This window comes from Variovorax sp. GW460-12-1-14-LB1 (genome assembly GCF_059423605.1).
In genome coordinates this window covers 1-15,207 of record NZ_JBWKYF010000070.1, presented here as the reverse complement: position 1 = coordinate 15,207, position 15,207 = coordinate 1, and the positions used below count along the sequence as shown (strand labels likewise).

The 15,207-nt window shown below is 68.6% G+C and carries 17 protein-coding genes; 8 read left to right on the top strand and 9 right to left on the bottom strand.

Annotation, left to right across the window (positions count from 1 at the left end; all coding sequences use genetic code 11):
- Positions 1-15: 15 nt before the first annotated feature.
- The 3 genes from AC07Y4_RS26555 to purT all read right to left on the bottom strand — a co-directional run bounded on the left by AC07Y4_RS26555 (position 16) and on the right by purT (position 3,293).
- A complete protein-coding gene (locus AC07Y4_RS26555) occupies positions 16-846 on the bottom strand; it encodes a helix-turn-helix domain-containing protein (protein ID WP_487847424.1) in 831 nt (276 codons plus the stop codon).
- 113 nt (positions 847-959) lie between these two features.
- Entirely contained in the window at positions 960-1,901 is a 942-nt protein-coding gene (gene lipP1 / locus AC07Y4_RS26550; protein ID WP_487847425.1) for a LipP1 family hormone-sensitive lipase, read from the bottom strand.
- Positions 1,902-2,090: 189 nt separating this feature from the next.
- Positions 2,091-3,293 (bottom strand): formate-dependent phosphoribosylglycinamide formyltransferase, encoded by a 1,203-nt coding sequence (purT, locus tag AC07Y4_RS26545; protein WP_159274738.1) that lies wholly within the window; start codon positions 3,291-3,293, stop codon positions 2,091-2,093.
- Positions 3,294-3,473: 180 nt separating this feature from the next.
- Between purT and AC07Y4_RS26540 the strand changes: the two genes are divergently transcribed.
- Genes AC07Y4_RS26540 through AC07Y4_RS26530 form a run of 3 tightly spaced genes read left to right on the top strand, consistent with a single transcriptional unit; the run spans position 3,474 to position 6,581 of the window.
- Positions 3,474-4,322: a 3-hydroxybutyryl-CoA dehydrogenase gene (locus tag AC07Y4_RS26540; RefSeq protein WP_487847426.1), complete on the top strand. Its 849-nt coding sequence runs from the start codon at positions 3,474-3,476 to the stop codon at positions 4,320-4,322.
- A gap of 37 nt (positions 4,323-4,359) precedes the next feature.
- On the top strand, positions 4,360-5,175 hold the full coding sequence (locus AC07Y4_RS26535; RefSeq protein WP_487847427.1) for a crotonase/enoyl-CoA hydratase family protein: 816 nt from the start codon (positions 4,360-4,362) through the stop codon (positions 5,173-5,175).
- A 47-nt stretch (positions 5,176-5,222) separates the two neighbouring features.
- Positions 5,223-6,581 carry a serine hydrolase domain-containing protein gene (locus tag AC07Y4_RS26530; RefSeq protein WP_307581838.1) on the top strand — a complete coding sequence of 453 codons (1,359 nt, stop codon included), beginning with the start codon at positions 5,223-5,225 and terminating at the stop codon, positions 6,579-6,581.
- Positions 6,582-6,608: 27 nt separating this feature from the next.
- Here AC07Y4_RS26530 and AC07Y4_RS26525 read toward each other — a convergent pair whose 3' ends face one another.
- Positions 6,609-7,394 (bottom strand): type III pantothenate kinase, encoded by a 786-nt coding sequence (locus AC07Y4_RS26525; RefSeq protein WP_487847428.1) that lies wholly within the window; start codon positions 7,392-7,394, stop codon positions 6,609-6,611.
- Positions 7,395-7,528: 134 nt separating this feature from the next.
- Here AC07Y4_RS26525 and lysM point away from each other — a divergent pair, with 134 nt between their 5' ends.
- On the top strand, positions 7,529-7,990 hold the full coding sequence (gene lysM / locus AC07Y4_RS26520) for a peptidoglycan-binding protein LysM (protein WP_062478819.1): 462 nt from the start codon (positions 7,529-7,531) through the stop codon (positions 7,988-7,990).
- Positions 7,991-8,009: 19 nt separating this feature from the next.
- Here the strand turns inward: lysM and AC07Y4_RS26515 are convergent, their stop codons facing one another.
- On the bottom strand, positions 8,010-8,963 hold the full coding sequence (locus tag AC07Y4_RS26515) for an AraC family transcriptional regulator (protein ID WP_487847429.1): 954 nt from the start codon (positions 8,961-8,963) through the stop codon (positions 8,010-8,012).
- A gap of 129 nt (positions 8,964-9,092) precedes the next feature.
- Between AC07Y4_RS26515 and AC07Y4_RS26510 the strand changes: the two genes are divergently transcribed.
- Positions 9,093-9,365: a DUF4242 domain-containing protein gene (locus AC07Y4_RS26510; RefSeq protein ID WP_095950262.1), complete on the top strand. Its 273-nt coding sequence runs from the start codon at positions 9,093-9,095 to the stop codon at positions 9,363-9,365.
- A 15-nt stretch (positions 9,366-9,380) separates the two neighbouring features.
- On the opposite strand, the gene AC07Y4_RS26505 is transcribed toward AC07Y4_RS26510, so the two are convergent.
- Complete coding sequence (locus AC07Y4_RS26505; RefSeq protein ID WP_139700445.1) at positions 9,381-9,791, bottom strand: rhodanese-like domain-containing protein; 411 nt, start codon at positions 9,789-9,791, stop codon at positions 9,381-9,383.
- Between the two features lie 218 nt (positions 9,792-10,009).
- Between AC07Y4_RS26505 and AC07Y4_RS26500 the strand changes: the two genes are divergently transcribed.
- The 3 genes from AC07Y4_RS26500 to AC07Y4_RS26490 all read left to right on the top strand — a co-directional run bounded on the left by AC07Y4_RS26500 (position 10,010) and on the right by AC07Y4_RS26490 (position 13,852).
- Positions 10,010-11,119: a TRAP transporter substrate-binding protein gene (locus AC07Y4_RS26500; RefSeq protein ID WP_070061869.1), complete on the top strand. Its 1,110-nt coding sequence runs from the start codon at positions 10,010-10,012 to the stop codon at positions 11,117-11,119.
- Between the two features lie 127 nt (positions 11,120-11,246).
- Positions 11,247-11,918, top strand: a complete 672-nt coding sequence (locus tag AC07Y4_RS26495) for a TRAP transporter small permease subunit (protein WP_487847430.1) — start codon at positions 11,247-11,249, stop codon at positions 11,916-11,918.
- Positions 11,915-13,852 (top strand): TRAP transporter large permease, encoded by a 1,938-nt coding sequence (locus tag AC07Y4_RS26490; protein WP_487847431.1) that lies wholly within the window; start codon positions 11,915-11,917, stop codon positions 13,850-13,852. The genes AC07Y4_RS26495 and AC07Y4_RS26490 overlap by 4 nt, the downstream gene beginning before the upstream one ends.
- Positions 13,853-13,866: 14 nt before the next feature.
- Here AC07Y4_RS26490 and AC07Y4_RS26485 read toward each other — a convergent pair whose 3' ends face one another.
- Genes AC07Y4_RS26485 through AC07Y4_RS26475 form a run of 3 tightly spaced genes read right to left on the bottom strand, consistent with a single transcriptional unit; the run spans position 13,867 to position 15,089 of the window.
- Positions 13,867-14,307 carry a DUF6691 family protein gene (locus AC07Y4_RS26485; RefSeq protein ID WP_487847432.1) on the bottom strand — a complete coding sequence of 147 codons (441 nt, stop codon included), beginning with the start codon at positions 14,305-14,307 and terminating at the stop codon, positions 13,867-13,869.
- A 15-nt stretch (positions 14,308-14,322) separates the two neighbouring features.
- The gene (locus AC07Y4_RS26480; RefSeq protein ID WP_487847433.1) at positions 14,323-14,763 is read right to left on the bottom strand and encodes a YeeE/YedE family protein; all 441 of its coding nucleotides are present in this window, start codon (positions 14,761-14,763) and stop codon (positions 14,323-14,325) included.
- Positions 14,764-14,765: 2 nt separating this feature from the next.
- Positions 14,766-15,089 carry an ArsR/SmtB family transcription factor gene (locus AC07Y4_RS26475; RefSeq protein WP_062478840.1) on the bottom strand — a complete coding sequence of 108 codons (324 nt, stop codon included), beginning with the start codon at positions 15,087-15,089 and terminating at the stop codon, positions 14,766-14,768.
- Positions 15,090-15,207: the final 118 nt, after the last annotated feature.

Genomic DNA, 15,207 nt, shown 5'->3' with positions numbered 1-15,207 from the left:
CCGTCCCGCCTGCGCTTACTGCCGGAACCCGCCGGCCGCGTCGTGCAGCGCGAGGCGGCGCGAGCCTGCCACGATGTCGCTGGGCTTGAGCCCATAGACCTGGCGGATCGAATGGCTGAAGTGCGTGGAGTCGGGGTAGCCGGTGTCCAGCGCGATGTCGGTGAGCGTGCCGCTCTGGTGCACGTAGCGCAGCAGGCTGCGCGCACGCTTCCAGGCCCGGAAGCCGCGAAAGGCCATGCCCGTCTCCTGCTTGAACAGGTGCAAAAAGCGCGAGAACGACAGGTGCACCGAGGCCGCGCAGTCTTCCGCCGAGGCGGGCGCGGCCGGGTCGGCCACGAGCATGTCGACCACCTTGCGGATGCGCGCGTCGAGCGGGCGCGGCGTGAGCGGGCCGTCGAAGAACAGCGCGTCGAAATCGAAGCCGTCGAAGTCGATGCCGCGCGCCGAGGCCGCCAGCAGGTGGGCATGGACCTCGCGCATGCGCTGCACGAAGGCCGGCGCATCGACCGGGCCGCAGTGCTGCAAGAAGGCCGGCATGCGCGCGGGATCGACCGACTCCGATTCGATCAGCAGGTTGAAGATCAGCGGGCAGGCGCTCTCGACCTGGTGCGGCACGTGCGGCGGCACCACGATGAACTCGCCGCTTTGCCAGGCCCCGCCGCCGATGCGGATGCGGTTGGGCGGCGCACCGACGGGCGACACGTACACGCCGTGCCCGCCCATGGCGCGCTCGGCCGCGGCGCCGAGCAGCCCGGCGTAGAAGACGCGCTGCGGCGTGAGCCACATGAGGCGTTCGCCCTGCCGTGCATCGCCGCCCGAAGGCGTCGACGTCCTGGTTCGCTGCATGGTGTCTGTCTCCTGCATCGGTCGACGACGTCCGACCGGGGGGTGGCGTCGTGTTCGCTGGATCGTAGCGGCGAGGGCCTTGCGCGCGGCATCCATTTGCGCGGGGACTTTCCCTAGGCCGACGCGAACGCGCGGCGCAGTTCCGCCGCGCACAACGCGACGGCGGTGTGGGCCTCGTCGAGCACCTTGCCCATGGTGATGAAGCCATGGATCTGGCGCTCGAAGCACACGTAGTTCGCGCGGTTGCCGGCGGCCGTGAGCGCCTCGGCATACGCCGCGCCTTCGTCGCGCAGCGGGTCGTAGCCGGCCGTGAGCACGAGCGCCGGCGGCAGGCCCGACAGGTCGGTGTGCAGCAGCGGCGAGGCGCGCCAGTCGAGGTCGTGCTTCGCGTCGGTGATGTAGTGGTCGTGGAAGTAGGTCATCGTGTCGCGCGTGAGCAGGTAGCCCTGCCCGTTCGCCTGGTGCGACGGATGGCCGCGGCGCATGTCGGTGGCCGGGTAGATCAGGAGCTGGAACACGATCGGCAGGTCGCCCGCATCGCGCGCGGCGATCGACGCCACGGCCGCGAGGTTGCCGCCCGCGCTGTCGCCGCCCACCGCGAGGCGGCTCGCATCGAGCCCCAGCGCGGCGGCTTCGCGGCGCAACCAGCGGGTGGCGGCGAGCACGTCGTCCACGGCGGTGGGAAAGCGGTGCTCGGGGCCCATGCGGTAGTCGACCGCGACCACCGCGCAGCCCGCGCCGTTGGCCAGCTCGCGGCACAGCACGTCGTGCGTGTCGAGGTCGCCGATGACCCAGCCGCCGCCGTGGTAGTACACCAGCACGGGCAGCGGGCCCGGGCCTGCGCCGAGCGGCTTGTACAGCCGCACCGCAATGGTGCCGTGCGGCCCGTCGGCGGCGAGGTCGCGCACCTCGGCGACCTCGGGCGGCAGCGGCTGCGTGGCGGTGCGGCGCTCGCGGTAGTAGGCCCGCGCGTCGGCGGGCGACAGGGTGTGGGTCGGCGGAATGCCGCGCGCTTCGATGAAATCCAGCAAGGCGCGCGCCTGGGGATGCAGCATGGTGTCTCCGGTGAATCGAACGGAGCGCTCAGTGTGGAGGGCGGGGCGCCTGCGGGCTATCCGCATGCACCCGCACCCGACCGGCGTCCTGGCGACAAGACCCGCACCATGCCCGCACCGCTGCGGGGTCGCTTGCGAAAACTGGCTACCGGGGCCCGGCTCGCGGGTTCACCCGGAGGGTTCGGTCGCTCAGGCCGTGCGGGGCTTCACGCGCGAGGCGGCTTCCTTGGCCAGCTGGCGGGCCGTGTCGGTGTCGGCCGCGTGCACCAGCGCCACGCCCATGCGACGCTTGACGAAGCTCTCGGGCTTGCCGAACAGGCGGATGTCGCTGCCCGGCACCTGCAGCGCCTCGGCCACGCCGTCGAAGGCGATGCCGGTGGCGTCCACGCCGCCGTAGATCACGGCGCTGGCGCCCGGGCTCTTGAGCGAGGTGTCGACCGGCAGGCCGAGGATGGCGCGCGCGTGCAGCTCGAACTCGTTCTGCCACTGCGTGGCCATGGTGACCATGCCGGTGTCGTGCGGACGCGGGCTGACTTCGCTGAACCAGACCTCGTCGCCCTTCACGAACAGCTCCACGCCGAACAGGCCCTGGCCGCCGAGGTCGGCCGTGACGGCCTGCGCGATCTGCTGGGCCTTCTGCAACGCGGCCGGCGCCATGGGGTGGGGCTGCCAGCTTTCCACGTAGTCGCCGCTGACCTGCACGTGGCCGATGGGGTCGCAGAACTTCGTTTCGACGGCGCCCGCCGCGTCCTTGGCGCGCACGGTCAGCAGCGTGATCTCGTAGTCGAAGTCGATGAAGCCCTCGACGATCACGCGGCCATGGCTCACGCGGCCGCCGGCCATGGCGTAGTCCCAGGCCTTCTGCACGTCGGCCGGGCCGTCGATCTTGCTCTGGCCCTTGCCGGAGCTGCTCATCACGGGCTTGACGATGCAGGGGTAGCCGATGCCCGCGTCGATGGCGGCCTGCAACTCGGCCAGCGAGTCGCAGAACTTGTAGGGGCTGGTGGGCACGCCCAGCGTCTCGGCCGCCAGGCGGCGGATGCCTTCGCGGTCCATCGTGAGGCGGGCGGCGCGGGCCGTGGGAATCACGCGCACCACGCCCGCGTCTTCCAGCTGCTGCAGCATGGGCGTGGCGATGGCCTCGATCTCGGGCACCACCAGCGTGGGCTTCTCGGCCTCGATCAGCGCCTTGAGCTGGTCGGGGTCGCTCATGGTGATGGTGCGCGCGTGGTGCGCCACCTGCTGGCCGGGGGCGTTCTCGTAGCGGTCGACGGCGATGGTCTCGACACCCAGGCGCTGCAGGGCGATCAGCACCTCCTTGCCGAGCTCGCCGGAGCCGAGCAGCATCACGCGGGTGGCGGAAGGGGACAGGGGGGTGCCGAGGGTGGTCATGCGAGGGCTCGAAAAAATGGGGTTGAAAACAATCGCAGCACTGTAAGCCACCCCGGGCCGGTGTCGCCCACGGGAACGGCGGGCCCACCGGGCTGCTTCACAATTACCGCCATTGCGCGACGGCGGCTCCACGCCTGCCCTCGCCTCCGCTTTTCTTTTTTGTTTCAAGGAGCATTTTTCATGACGATTCAGACTGTGGGCATCATCGGCGCCGGCACCATGGGCAACGGCATTGCCCAGGCCTGCGCGGTGTCGGGTGTCAACGTGGTGATGATCGACGTGGCCCAGGCCGCCGTCGACAAGGGCATTGCCACCATCTCGGGCAGCCTCGACCGCCTCATCAAGAAAGAAAAGCTCACGGCCGAGCAGAAGGCCGCGGCGCTGGCGCTGATCAAGGGCTCGACCGACTACAACGACCTGAAGGGCGCGCAGCTGGTCATCGAGGCCGCCACCGAGAACCACGCGCTCAAGCTCAAGGTCCTCAAGCAGGTGGACGAGCTGGTGGGTCCCGAGGTGATCATCGCGTCGAACACCTCGTCGATCTCGATCACGCAGCTGGCCGCCGCCACCTCGCGCGCCGACCGCTTCATCGGTATGCACTTCTTCAACCCGGTGCCGATGATGGCGCTGGTGGAGCTGATCCGCGGCTACCTCACGAGCGACGCCACGCACGACGCGGTGAAGGCGCTGGCCGAGAAGCTGGGCAAGTCGCCGATCACGGTGAAGAACGCGCCGGGCTTCGTGGTGAACCGCATCCTGGTGCCGATGATCAACGAGGCCTTCTTCGTGCTGGCCGAGGGCCTGGCCACGGCCGAGGACATCGACGCCGGCATGAAGCTGGGCTGCAACCAGCCCATCGGCCCGCTGGCGCTGGCCGACATGATCGGCCTGGACGTGTGCCTGGCCGTGATGGAGGTGTACCTGGAGCAGTTCGGCGATTCCAAGTACCGCCCCTGCCCGCTGCTGAAGGAAATGGTCGCCGCCGGCCAACTCGGTCGCAAGACCGGCCGCGGCGTCTATACGTACTGATCCGGCATTCCATAAAAACAAGGAGACAAGCAACGCCATGACCGCCACCCCCACCACCCCGCCCGCCGAAGGCTGCATCGACACGCAGGTGCTCGACCACGTGCTGCTGATCGGCATCAACCGCCCCGCCAAGCGCAACGGCTGGACGCCGCCGATGTTCAAGCAGCTGGCCGAGGCCTACACGCGGCTGGACGACGACCCCAGCCTGCGCGTGGGCGTGCTGCATGCGTTCGGCGACCACTTCACGGCGGGCCTGGACCTGCCCGCGGTCACCGAGTACATGAAGCGCGGCGAAAAGGCGATTCCGGCCGGGCTGGTGGAGCCGCACGACTTCGGCCTGGAGGGCTACCGCCGCCGCACCAAGCCGATGGTGGCGGCCGTCAAGGGCATCTGCTTCACGGTGGGCATCGAGCTGATGCTGGGCGCCGACATCGTGGTGGCGGCCGACAACTGCCGCTTCTCGCAGATGGAAGTGCAGCGCGGCATCATGGCCACGGGCGGTGCCACGCTGCGCATGGCCGAGCGCGCGGGGCTGGGCAACGCGATGCTGCACCTGCTCACGGCCGACGAGTTCGGCAGCGCCGAGGCCTATCGACTGAACTTCGTGCAGAAGGTGGTGCCGGCCGGGCAGGAGCTCGACGCGGCGCTGCAGATCGCGCAGCGCATCGCGGCCCAGGCGCCGCTGGCCGTGCAGGCCACGCGGCTCAACGTGCTCAAGGCGATCGAACACGGGCCGCTGGCGGCCGTGGCGGAATTCATCGAGACGCAGAAACGCCTGTCGAACAGCGAGGACGCGGCCGAGGGCGTGCGCTCCTTCATCGAGCGCCGGCCTGCGCGGTTCAGCGGCCGCTGAGGCTGTTGATTTCCGTTCCGTTTCTGTCGTCCACTGGAGCCCGTTGCATGCCATCTTCTTCTGTGTCGTCGTTTCTCTTCTTTCAACGCACGGCGCTGGCCGCCGCCTTCACCCTTCTTGCCGTGAACACCAGCCTCGCCCAGACCCCGCCGGCGCCCGCGCTGCCCGATCCTGCCGCCACCTCGGTCGAGGCGCTGGGCTGGATGCAGGGCTTTCCGCCGCCGCCCGACAAGCAGATCACCTTCGACAACCCGGTCGGCGGCGTGTACCCGCGCATCCGCTGGAGCTTCTCGCACGTGCGCGAGACGGTGCCCACGGCCAACGTGTGGCGCGGCCCCGGCGCCGCCAGCCCGCTGCCGGCGGCCAAGCCCCGCTTCGACATCGAGGCCGTGCGCTTCCAGCCCATGGGCGGCGGCGAGGCGCAGACCTTCGGCCAGATGATCGCGCGCACCTACACCGACGGCATCCTGGTGCTGCACCGCGGCCAGGTGGTCTACGAGAAGTACTTCGGCGCGCTCACGCCCGAGCGGCCGCACCTGGCGATGTCGGTCACCAAGTCCTTCGTGGGCACGCTGGCGGCCATCCTCGCGCAGGAAGGCACGCTCGACCCGTCGGCGCCGGTCACCAAGTACCTGCCCGAGCTCAAGGACACGGCCTACGGCGACGCCACCGTGCGCCAGGTGATGGACATGACCATCGGCGTGCGCTACTCCGAGAACTACGCCGACCCGAAGGCCGAGGTCTGGGACTATGCGCGCGCCGGCGGCATGCTCACGCAGGGCGCCAACTACACGGGCCCGAAGTCGTTCTACGAGTTCCTGGCCACGCTCAAGAAGGAAGGCACGCACGGCGACGCCTTTGCCTACAAGACGGTCAACGCCGAGGTGCTGGCCTGGATCGTGCGCCGCGCGTCCAACCGCTCGCTGGCCGACCTGCTGAGCGAGAAGATCTGGCGCCGCATCGGCGCTGAGCAGGACGCGTATTTCATGGTCGACCGCATCGGCACCGAGTCGGGCGGCGGCGGCCTGAACACCGTGCTGCGCGACATCGCGCGCTTCGGCGAGACGCTGCGCAACGGCGGTCGCGCGCCCAACGGGCAGCAGGCGATCGCCAAGGCGGTGGTCGACGACATCCAGCGCGGCGCCGATCCGGCCAAGTTCGCGAAGGCGGGCTACGCGCTGCTGCCGGGCTGGAGCTACCGGAACATGTGGTGGGTCTCGCACAACCCGCACGGCGCGTACATGGCGCGCGGCATCCACGGCCAGAGCATCTACGTCGATCCGAAGGCCGAGATGGTGATCGTGCGCTACGCCGCGCACCCGATCGCCGCCAACGCGGGCAACGACCCGCTCACCCTGCCCGCCTTCCAGGCCATGGGCGAGGCGCTGATGAAGCCTGAGCCCTGATGAGGCGGTGAGAAGAAGGAAGACGGGTCAGCCGGCAGCCGCCGGGGCCCGTGCCTTCGCGATGACGAGCAGGCCGTCCATGATCAGGCTCTCGACCAGTTCGAAATCTCCGTTCATGGCGGGCGCCATCTTCCAGCCCGCGCCGCCGGTCATGAAGCAGGCCGGCTCGGCGCCGCAGTGCGAGCGCACGTGCTGCACCATGCGCTCGACCGCGCCCGCGATGGCGTAGGTGCCGCCGCTGGTCAGCGCGTCGCTGGTGTTGGTGGGAAATTCGCGCACCTCGCCGGTGGGCACGTGCAGGCCCGCCGTGCCCGATTCGAGCGCGCGCAGCATGATGCCGTGGCCCGGCAAGATGAGGCCGCCCAAAAACTTGCCGCTGGCATCGATCGCCTCCACGGTGACGGCCGTGCCGATCAGCACCACCACCATCGGCCGCTCGGGCCCTTGCGACAGCATGCGGTGGCGCGCGCCGATCATGGCCACGAAGCGGTCGGCGCCCAGCCGCGTCGGATGGTCGTAGCCGTTGACGATGCCGGCCTCGCCCGCGCTCGACACCACCCAGCGCGGGGCGCAGTCGAAGCGTTCGGTGATCTGCTCTTCGGCGCGCCGCCGCAGCGTGTCGCCAGCCACGACGCAGCCCAGCATGGAACCGGGCGCCGGCAGGTCGGCCCAGGGGCCGTCGGCCAGGCGTTCGATGTGGTCGAGAAACTCGGCACCATGGGCCTGCAGTGCCGCACCGGGGAAGGCCCCCTCGTAAAGCGCCCACTTGAGCCGGGTGTTGCCGATGTCGATGGCGAGGAAGGGGGAAGACATGCGCGCGATTATTGCGACTTTGTTGTTATTCCTGCTGGCGCCTCTTTGACAGTCGCGGCGCGGGCCTACGCGGAGGGTCTCGGTTCCACCGCTACATTCGCCTTTTCCATCCACCACGGCACAAGGAGAAAACCATGGGATTGCTCAGCTTCATCAAGGAAGCCGGTGAAAAACTGTTCGGCGGTTCGTCGGCCCAGGCGGCCACGCCCGATGCGAACACGGCAGCTGCCGCGGCCATCAAGACCTACATCGAGACCCAGAACCTCGGCCTCACCGGACTGGAAGTGACCTACACCGCCAGCAGCGGCGTCGTCACCCTCGCGGGCCAGGCGCCCTCGCAGGAAGCCAGCGAGAAAGCCGCGCTCGCCGCGGGCAACGTGGCCAACGTGACGAGCGTGGACAACAACCTCGTCGCCCCGGCCGCACCGCCCGCCCAGTACCACGACGTCGTGCGCGGCGACACGCTCTCGGCCATCTCGAAGAAGTACTACGGCGACGCCAACAAGTACAACGCGATCTTCGAGGCGAACAAGCCGATGCTGTCGCACCCCGACAAGATCTATCCGGGGCAGAAGCTGCGCATTCCGGCACTCTGACCACCGCAACGGCGCCTCGCTAGGCGCCGTTGTGCCGCCAGGCCCCTGGCGACACGCCGTACTCGCGCTTGAACGCGCGGTTGAAAGCGGCTTCCGATTCGTAGCCCACGCCTTCGGCGATGCGCGCCAGGTTGCCCTGGTCCTTGCGCAGCATGCCGGCGGCCAGGACCATGCGCCAGCGCGCGAGGTAATGCATGGGCGGCGCGCCTACCAGTTCGGTGAAGCGGTCCGCCAGCACGCTGCGCGAGACGTGGATTTCCTGTGCCAGTGCGTCGACCGTCCAGTTGCGCGCGGGCTTGGCGTGCATCAGCGCCAGGCAGCGGCTCACGTGGGGGTCGCGCAGGCCCGCCAGCCAGCCCGGGTTGTTGGCGGGCATGGATTCGATGTAGCCGCGCAGCACTTCGGTGAACAGCACTTCCGCCACCTTGGCGGCGACCATCTCCGAACCGGGCGTGTGCGAAGCCGCATCCCCCAACACGAAGTGGACCGACTGCTCGATCCACGGGCCCGCCGGCCTGCTGCGCAAGGGCGTGGTGAACAGGCGCGGAATGTTCGCCATGACGGGGTTGGGCGCGTCGCCTTCGTACGCGAACCAGCTGCACACCAGCAAGGTGCGGTCGCCCTGGCCGCCGTAGCGCACGCGCGCCAGTTCGGGTGCTCGCGGACTCACCACATGCGACATGTCCACCGCCGCATGCTGCAAGCCGCTGCCCAGCACATGCGAATCGCCATGCGGCGCGGCGATCACGTCGCCGGCGTGCGCGCGCAGCGGCGCCTCGCCTTCGACCTGGGCCCAGCATTCGCCTTGCAGCACGAGGTGGCAGATGGCCAGGCGCTGTGCGCCGGGCCTGAGCACCTGCGCGATGTCCGCGCCCCTGGGTACCTTGAAGCACCAGGGTGCATACATGTCCCCGTTCAGGAACAGCGCGCCCTCCAGGCGGATGGTCCGCAGCACGTCCGACAAGACATCCATGGTCACCTCCCGGCTAGCGAGGGCGGGGTTCCGGACAACAAGTCCGGCGAGACGGGCAATACAGGACGGCTTCGCGTCGGCACCATAGGTCCTGGTCGCCTTCGACCGATTCTAGACAGGAGTACCGCCATGCCCAAGTTCGTCATCGAGCGAGAGATCCCCGGCGCCGGCCAGTTCACCGCGGCGGACCTGAAAGCCATCTCGCAAAAATCCTGCGGCGTGCTCAGCAGCATGGGCACCGACATCCAGTGGATCCACAGCTACGTGGCCGACGACCGGATCTACTGCGTCTACCAGGCCACCGACGAGGCCCTCGTGCGCCGGCACGCGGAGCTCGGCGGCTTCCCGGCCAACCGCGTGGACCGGGTGTACAGCGTCATCGACCCGGCCACGGCCGAGTGAGGCGGGCAGCGCGTTCTAGTTCTGGCGCCAGGGCAGCCCGCGCTTGCGCCAGCCGCCGGTCAACCCGCGGTGTCCGTTCTCGTCCGGGTTGCCCTCGAAGCCTTCGAGGATGTTGTAGGCCTGCGCGCCCAGCTCGGTCGCCCGCTTCGCCGCCGCGATCGAGCGCACGCCGCTGCGGCACAGCAGCACCAGCTTCTTGCCGCCCTCCGCGGCGGCGCGCACGCCGTCGTCGAAGGCCGGGTTGATCGCCATGCCCGGCCACTGCTTCCAGGCCAGCGGCACGGCGCCGGGCACGTAGCCGACCCACTCGCGCTCGGCGTCGGTGCGCACGTCCACCAGCACGGCCTCGCCGCTCGCCATCCACTGCGCCGCCTGCTCGGGCGTCACATCGCCGGCGTAGCCTTTTTCTCCAACGGGTTCACTCATGGTTGCTTTCTCTCTCGAATCTCTAGGGTAAGCCCGGAGCCTTTGGCGGCTGCGGGCGATCGATTTGCACGCCGGATGATGGAATTTTTCACCGGTTCGTGAAAACCCTGTTTGTCACAAGGTGTGGCGCGCCAAAGATGGCGGTCGCGGCCAGTCGAAACCATAACGTGAAGACGACGGCCTGGGTGTTCCGGTCAGAGAACTATATGGAGAGACACATGACAGACAGCAAATCGCCCCGCCGTCGCAGCCTTCTCAAGGGCGCGGCGGTGGCCGCAGGCGCGATGTCCGCGCCGATGGTCAGCATGGCCCAAACCACGTCGCTGCGTTTCCAGAGCACCTGGCCGGCCAAGGACATCTTCCACGAGTACGCCAACGACTTCGCCAAGAAGGTGAACGACATGGCCGGCGGGCGCCTGAAGATCGAGGTGCTGCCCTCGGGCGCCGTCGTGCCCGCCTTCCAGCTGCTCGAAGCGGTGAACAAGGGCACGCTTGACGGCGGCCACGGCGTGGTGGCCTACCACTACGGCAAGAACTCGGCGCTGGCGCTGTGGGGTTCGGGCCCCGGCTTCGGCATGGACGCCAACACCGTGCTGGCCTGGCACAACTACGGCGGCGGCAAGGCGCTGCTCGACGAGATCTACAAAAGCCTGAACATGGAAGTGGTGTCGTACCTGTACGGCCCCATGCCCACGCAGCCGCTGGGCTGGTTCAAGAAGCCGGTGGCCAAGGTCGAGGACATGAAGGGCCTGAAGTTCCGCACCGTGGGCCTGGCCGTGGACATGTTCACCGAGATGGGCACGGCGGTGAACCCGCTGCCCGGCGGCGAGATCGTGCCCGCGCTGGACCGCGGCCTGATCGACGCGGCCGAGTTCAACAACGCCTCGAGCGACCGCGTGCTGGGCTTCCCCGACGTGGTGAAGAACTGCATGCTGCAGAGCTTTCACCAGTCGGGCGAGCAGTTCGAGGTGCTGTTCAACAAGGGCAAGTACGCCGCGATGCCGCAGGAGCTGCGTTCCATCATCGACTACGCCGTGCAGGCCGCCAGCGCCGACATGAGCTGGAAGGCGGTGCAGCGCAACTCGCAGGACTACGCCGACATGAAGAAGGCCGGCATCAAGTTCTACAAGACGCCCGACGCCGTGCTGCGCGCGCAGCTCGCGGCTTGGGACAAGACGGTGGAAAAGAAGGCCGGCGAGAACCCGCTCTTCAAGAAGGTGCTGGAGTCGCAGCGCGTGTTCGCCGAGCGTGCGCTGCAGTGGCAGAACGACTATGGCGTCGACTTCAAGATGGCCTACAACCACTACTTCGGGAAAAAGAAGAGCTGATGCTTCCCGTCGGCGCGCACGTCGTTCCTGCGCGCGCCTTCCCCCCGCACAGGGGGCAACACCGGTGGCCCGGCATCGCCGGCGCCACGGTGTTCCATGAACGGGCCTCGCCCATGCTGCTGCCGCCATGACCATCCAACGCTTCCTCCACGCCGTCGACCGGTTCAGCATGCTGGTGGGCAAGACCTTCTCGTGGCTCATCGTCGCGCTGATGCTGCTGGTGTGCGGCGAGGTGTTCAAGCGCTATGCGCTGAACGCGCCCACGGCCTGGATCTTCGATGCCAACAACATGCTGTATGGCACGCTCTTCATGATGGGCGGCGCCTACACGCTCTCGCAGGCCGGCCATGTGCGCGGCGATTTCTTCTACGGCAGCATGAAGCCGCGCACGCAGGCCGCGCTCGACCTCGTGCTGTTCGCGGTTTTCTTCCTGCCCGGCGTGGTGGCGCTCACCTGGTCGGGCTGGACCTACTTCGGTGAATCGCTCGCGATGCGCGAACAGACCTTCAACGCCGACCCCATCCCGGTGTACCCCTTCAAGTTCGTGATTCCCGTGGCCGGCGCGGTGCTGCTGGTGCAGGGCCTCGCCGAGATGGTGCGCTGCGTGCTGTGCCTGAAGACCGGCGTGTGGACGCCGCGCCTGAAAGACGCGGAAGAGATGGACGTGGTCGGCGACCAGCTCGCCAGCAGCAGCTACGTGAACGAGGCCGACAAGCGCGAGGTGATCGAGAAGGCCCACGCCATCGAACAGGCTGCGCAGCAACGCAAGAGCGACACGAGCAACGGGGGTGCCGCATGAGCGAACCCGCACTCGGCCTGCTGATGCTGGGCCTGATCGTCTTCGTGATCATGCTCGGCTTTCCCACGGCGTTCACGCTGATGGGGCTGGGCATGTTCTTCGGCTTCATCGCCTTCTACGACCCCGCCTCGCCCTGGCTCGACAACAAGGTCTTCGACCTGATGGTGCAGCGCGCCTTCGGCGCCATGACCAACGAGACGCTGCTGTCCATTCCGCTCTTCGTGCTCATGGGCTACGTGATGGAGCGCGGCGCGCTGGTCGACAAGATGTTCCACAGCGTGCAGCTCGCGTTCCGCCGCGTGCCGGGTTCGCTGGCGGTGACCACGCTCATCGTCTGCACCTTCTGGGGCATCGCGAGCGGTCTGGTGGGCGCGGTGGTGGTGCTGATGGGCGTGATCGCGATGCGCCCGATGCTCAACGCGGGCTACGACACGCGTCTGGCGGCTGGCGTGATCACGGCCGGCGGCACGCTGGGCATTCTCATTCCGCCCTCGGTGATGATCATCGTGTACGCGGCCGTGGCGGGGCAGTCGGTGGTCAAGCTGTATGCGGCGGCGATGTTCCCGGGCTTCTTCCTCGCCCTGCTGTACCTGATCTACGTGATCGGCTGGGCCGTGCTGCAACCGAAGGTGGCGCCCAAGATGCCGATCGACCAGCAGCGTGCCCCCATCACGCCGTGGGTGGCCCACCTCGCGGCCAGCTACTCGCCGCGCATGCTGCCCGCGCTCGCCGCGGCCGTGGTGGCGCCGGGGCGTGCCCTGCGCGGCGCGGTGGAGGGCGTGCGCCTGAGCTGGTGGCTGCTGCTGCGCGGCCTGCTGAGCGCACTGGTGCCGCTGGCGCTGGCCGCGGTCACGCTGGGCTCGGTGTGGTGGTACGTGACCATCTACTCGCAGAAGGACAACAACGCGGGCGCCCCGGTGGCCACGCAGCAGGCGACGCAGAAAACCGGCGAGCCCGCAGCCGCCGCGCCGGCTGCAGCCGAACCGTCCGGCACCGGTCTCGCCGAGCCGCCGAGCACCGACGAACCCGCGAACACCACCGAAGGCAGCGGCCTGCAGGAGCCCCCCGGCGGCGTCGAGGAACCTCCGGGCAGCGAGCCCGCCACCGCCCCTGCCGGTGAAGGTGGCCTGCAGCAGCTGGGCGACGCGGTCGAGGCACCCAAGACCGCGGCAGTGCCCGAGGCCTTCTACACCGGCTTCTGGGTGGCCTGCCTCTTCACGCTCGCGCTGCTGGGCTGGTACTACTGGCGCATGGACGCGGAGCAGTTCGAGATCCTGCGCATGCTGGTGTCGTCGGTGATGCCGCTGGCCACGCTCACGCTGGTGGTGCTGGGCGTGATCCTGTTCGGCATCACCACCGCCACCGAGTCGGCGGCGGTCGGCGCGGCCGGCGCCTTCCTGATGGCGTGGCAGGCCGGCACGCTGAACTTCAAGAAGATCAAGGAGGCGGTGTTCCTCACGCTCAAGACCACCTCGATGGTCTGCTGGCTCTTCGTGGGCTCGGCGCTGTTCTCGGCGGTGTTCGCGCTGCTGGGCGGCCAGCGCATCGTCGAGGAATGGGTGCTGAGCATGAACCTCAGCCCGCTGCAGTTCCTGCTGCTGTCGCAGGCGATCATCTTCGTGCTGGGCTGGCCGCTGGAGTGGACCGAGATCATCGTGATCTTCGTGCCCATCTTCCTGCCGCTGCTGGCGCACTTCCAGATCGATCCGCTGCTGTTCGGCGTGCTGGTGTTCGTGAACCTGCAGGCAGCGTTCCTGTCGCCGCCGGTGGCGATGTCGGCCTTCTATCTGAAGGGGGTTTCGCCGCCGCACGTGACGATCAACCAGATCTTCGCGGGGATGATGCCGTACATGCTGATCGTCATCCTGTGCATGGTGTTCATGTACATCTGGCCAGGGCTGACGCTGTGGCTGCCGCAGTATCTGTACGGCTGAACGCGCGCGCCTTCTCAGGCTGAGGCCGGGCGCCGCGCGAAGCGGCGGCGCTCGAGCAGCTCGAACAGGCCCATGCCCAGCAGCATGGCGCCCACGAAGACCAGCGCCTTGACCTCGCCCGTGCCGAGCGAGACCAGCGCGGGCCCGGGGCAGAAGCCCGCGATGCCCCAGCCGACGCCGAACAGCAGGCTGCCGCCGACCAGGCGGCGGTCGATGTGGCGCAGGCTGGGCAGCGCGAGCGGCCCACCGAGCAGCGACTCCTTGCGACGGCCCGCGAGCAGGAAGCCGACGGTGCTCACCGCCACCGCGCCGGCCATCACGAAGGCGAGCGACGGGTCCCAGGCCCCGCCCACGTCAAGAAAACCCAGGATCTTGGCCGGGTTGGCCATGCCGGAGACGATGAGGCCAAGCCCGAAGACAAGGCCGGCGAGCAAGGAAGCAATGGCGGTCCACATGGCAGGTCTCCCGGTTCACGACAGGTTGAGCAGGTGGCGCGTCACGAACACCGTGGCGACCCCTGCGGCGATGAAAGCCACCGTGGCGGCCAGCGAGCGCGGCGAGCGCCGCGCCAGCCCGCACACGCCGTGGCCGCTGGTGCAGCCCGCGCCATAGCGCGTGCCCACGCCCACCAGCAGGCCGGCGAGCGCGAGCGTGCCGTAGCCCGCGTCGATCTGCGCCGCGGGCAGCACGGCGAACAGCCCGTAGACGAGCGGCGCGCCGACCAGCCCGAGCACGAAGGCCGCGCGCCAGGCCATGTCGCCCTTCATGGGGCGCAGCAAGCCGCCCAGCACGCCGCTGACGCCGGCGATGCGCCCGTTGAGCAGCACGAACATCGCCGCGGAAAGTCCGATGAGCACGCCGCCGGCCAGTGCGGCCCAGGGCGTGAAATGAGGCCAGTCGATGGTGGGCATCTTCAGTTCTCCTTCGGGCAGTAGAGGCGGTACAGCACCGCCAGGATCTCGAGCAGGGCCGGGTCGGCCACGCGGTAGTAGATGTTCTTGCCCTCGCGGCGGGTGTCCACCACGCCTTCGGTGCGCAGCACCGACAGCTGCTGCGACAGGGTGGGCTGGCGGATGCCCAGCGTGCTCTCGAGGTCGCTCACGCACATCTCGCCCTGCGAGAGCTGGCACAGCAGCAGCAGCCGGGCCTCGTGGGCCAGCAGCTTGAGCACGGCGACGGCCTGGCCGGCGGCGCTGCGCAGCAGTTGGGGGTCGATGGCGTGGGTCGGGGTCTTCATGGGAGGATGACAGTTCGCGAAATAACATTATATGAATTAATATAATATTTGTCGCTTGATTGATTGAATGAGTGCCTGGCTTCCAGGCACCGCAGAAGGAGCGCCGATGACCCCGACC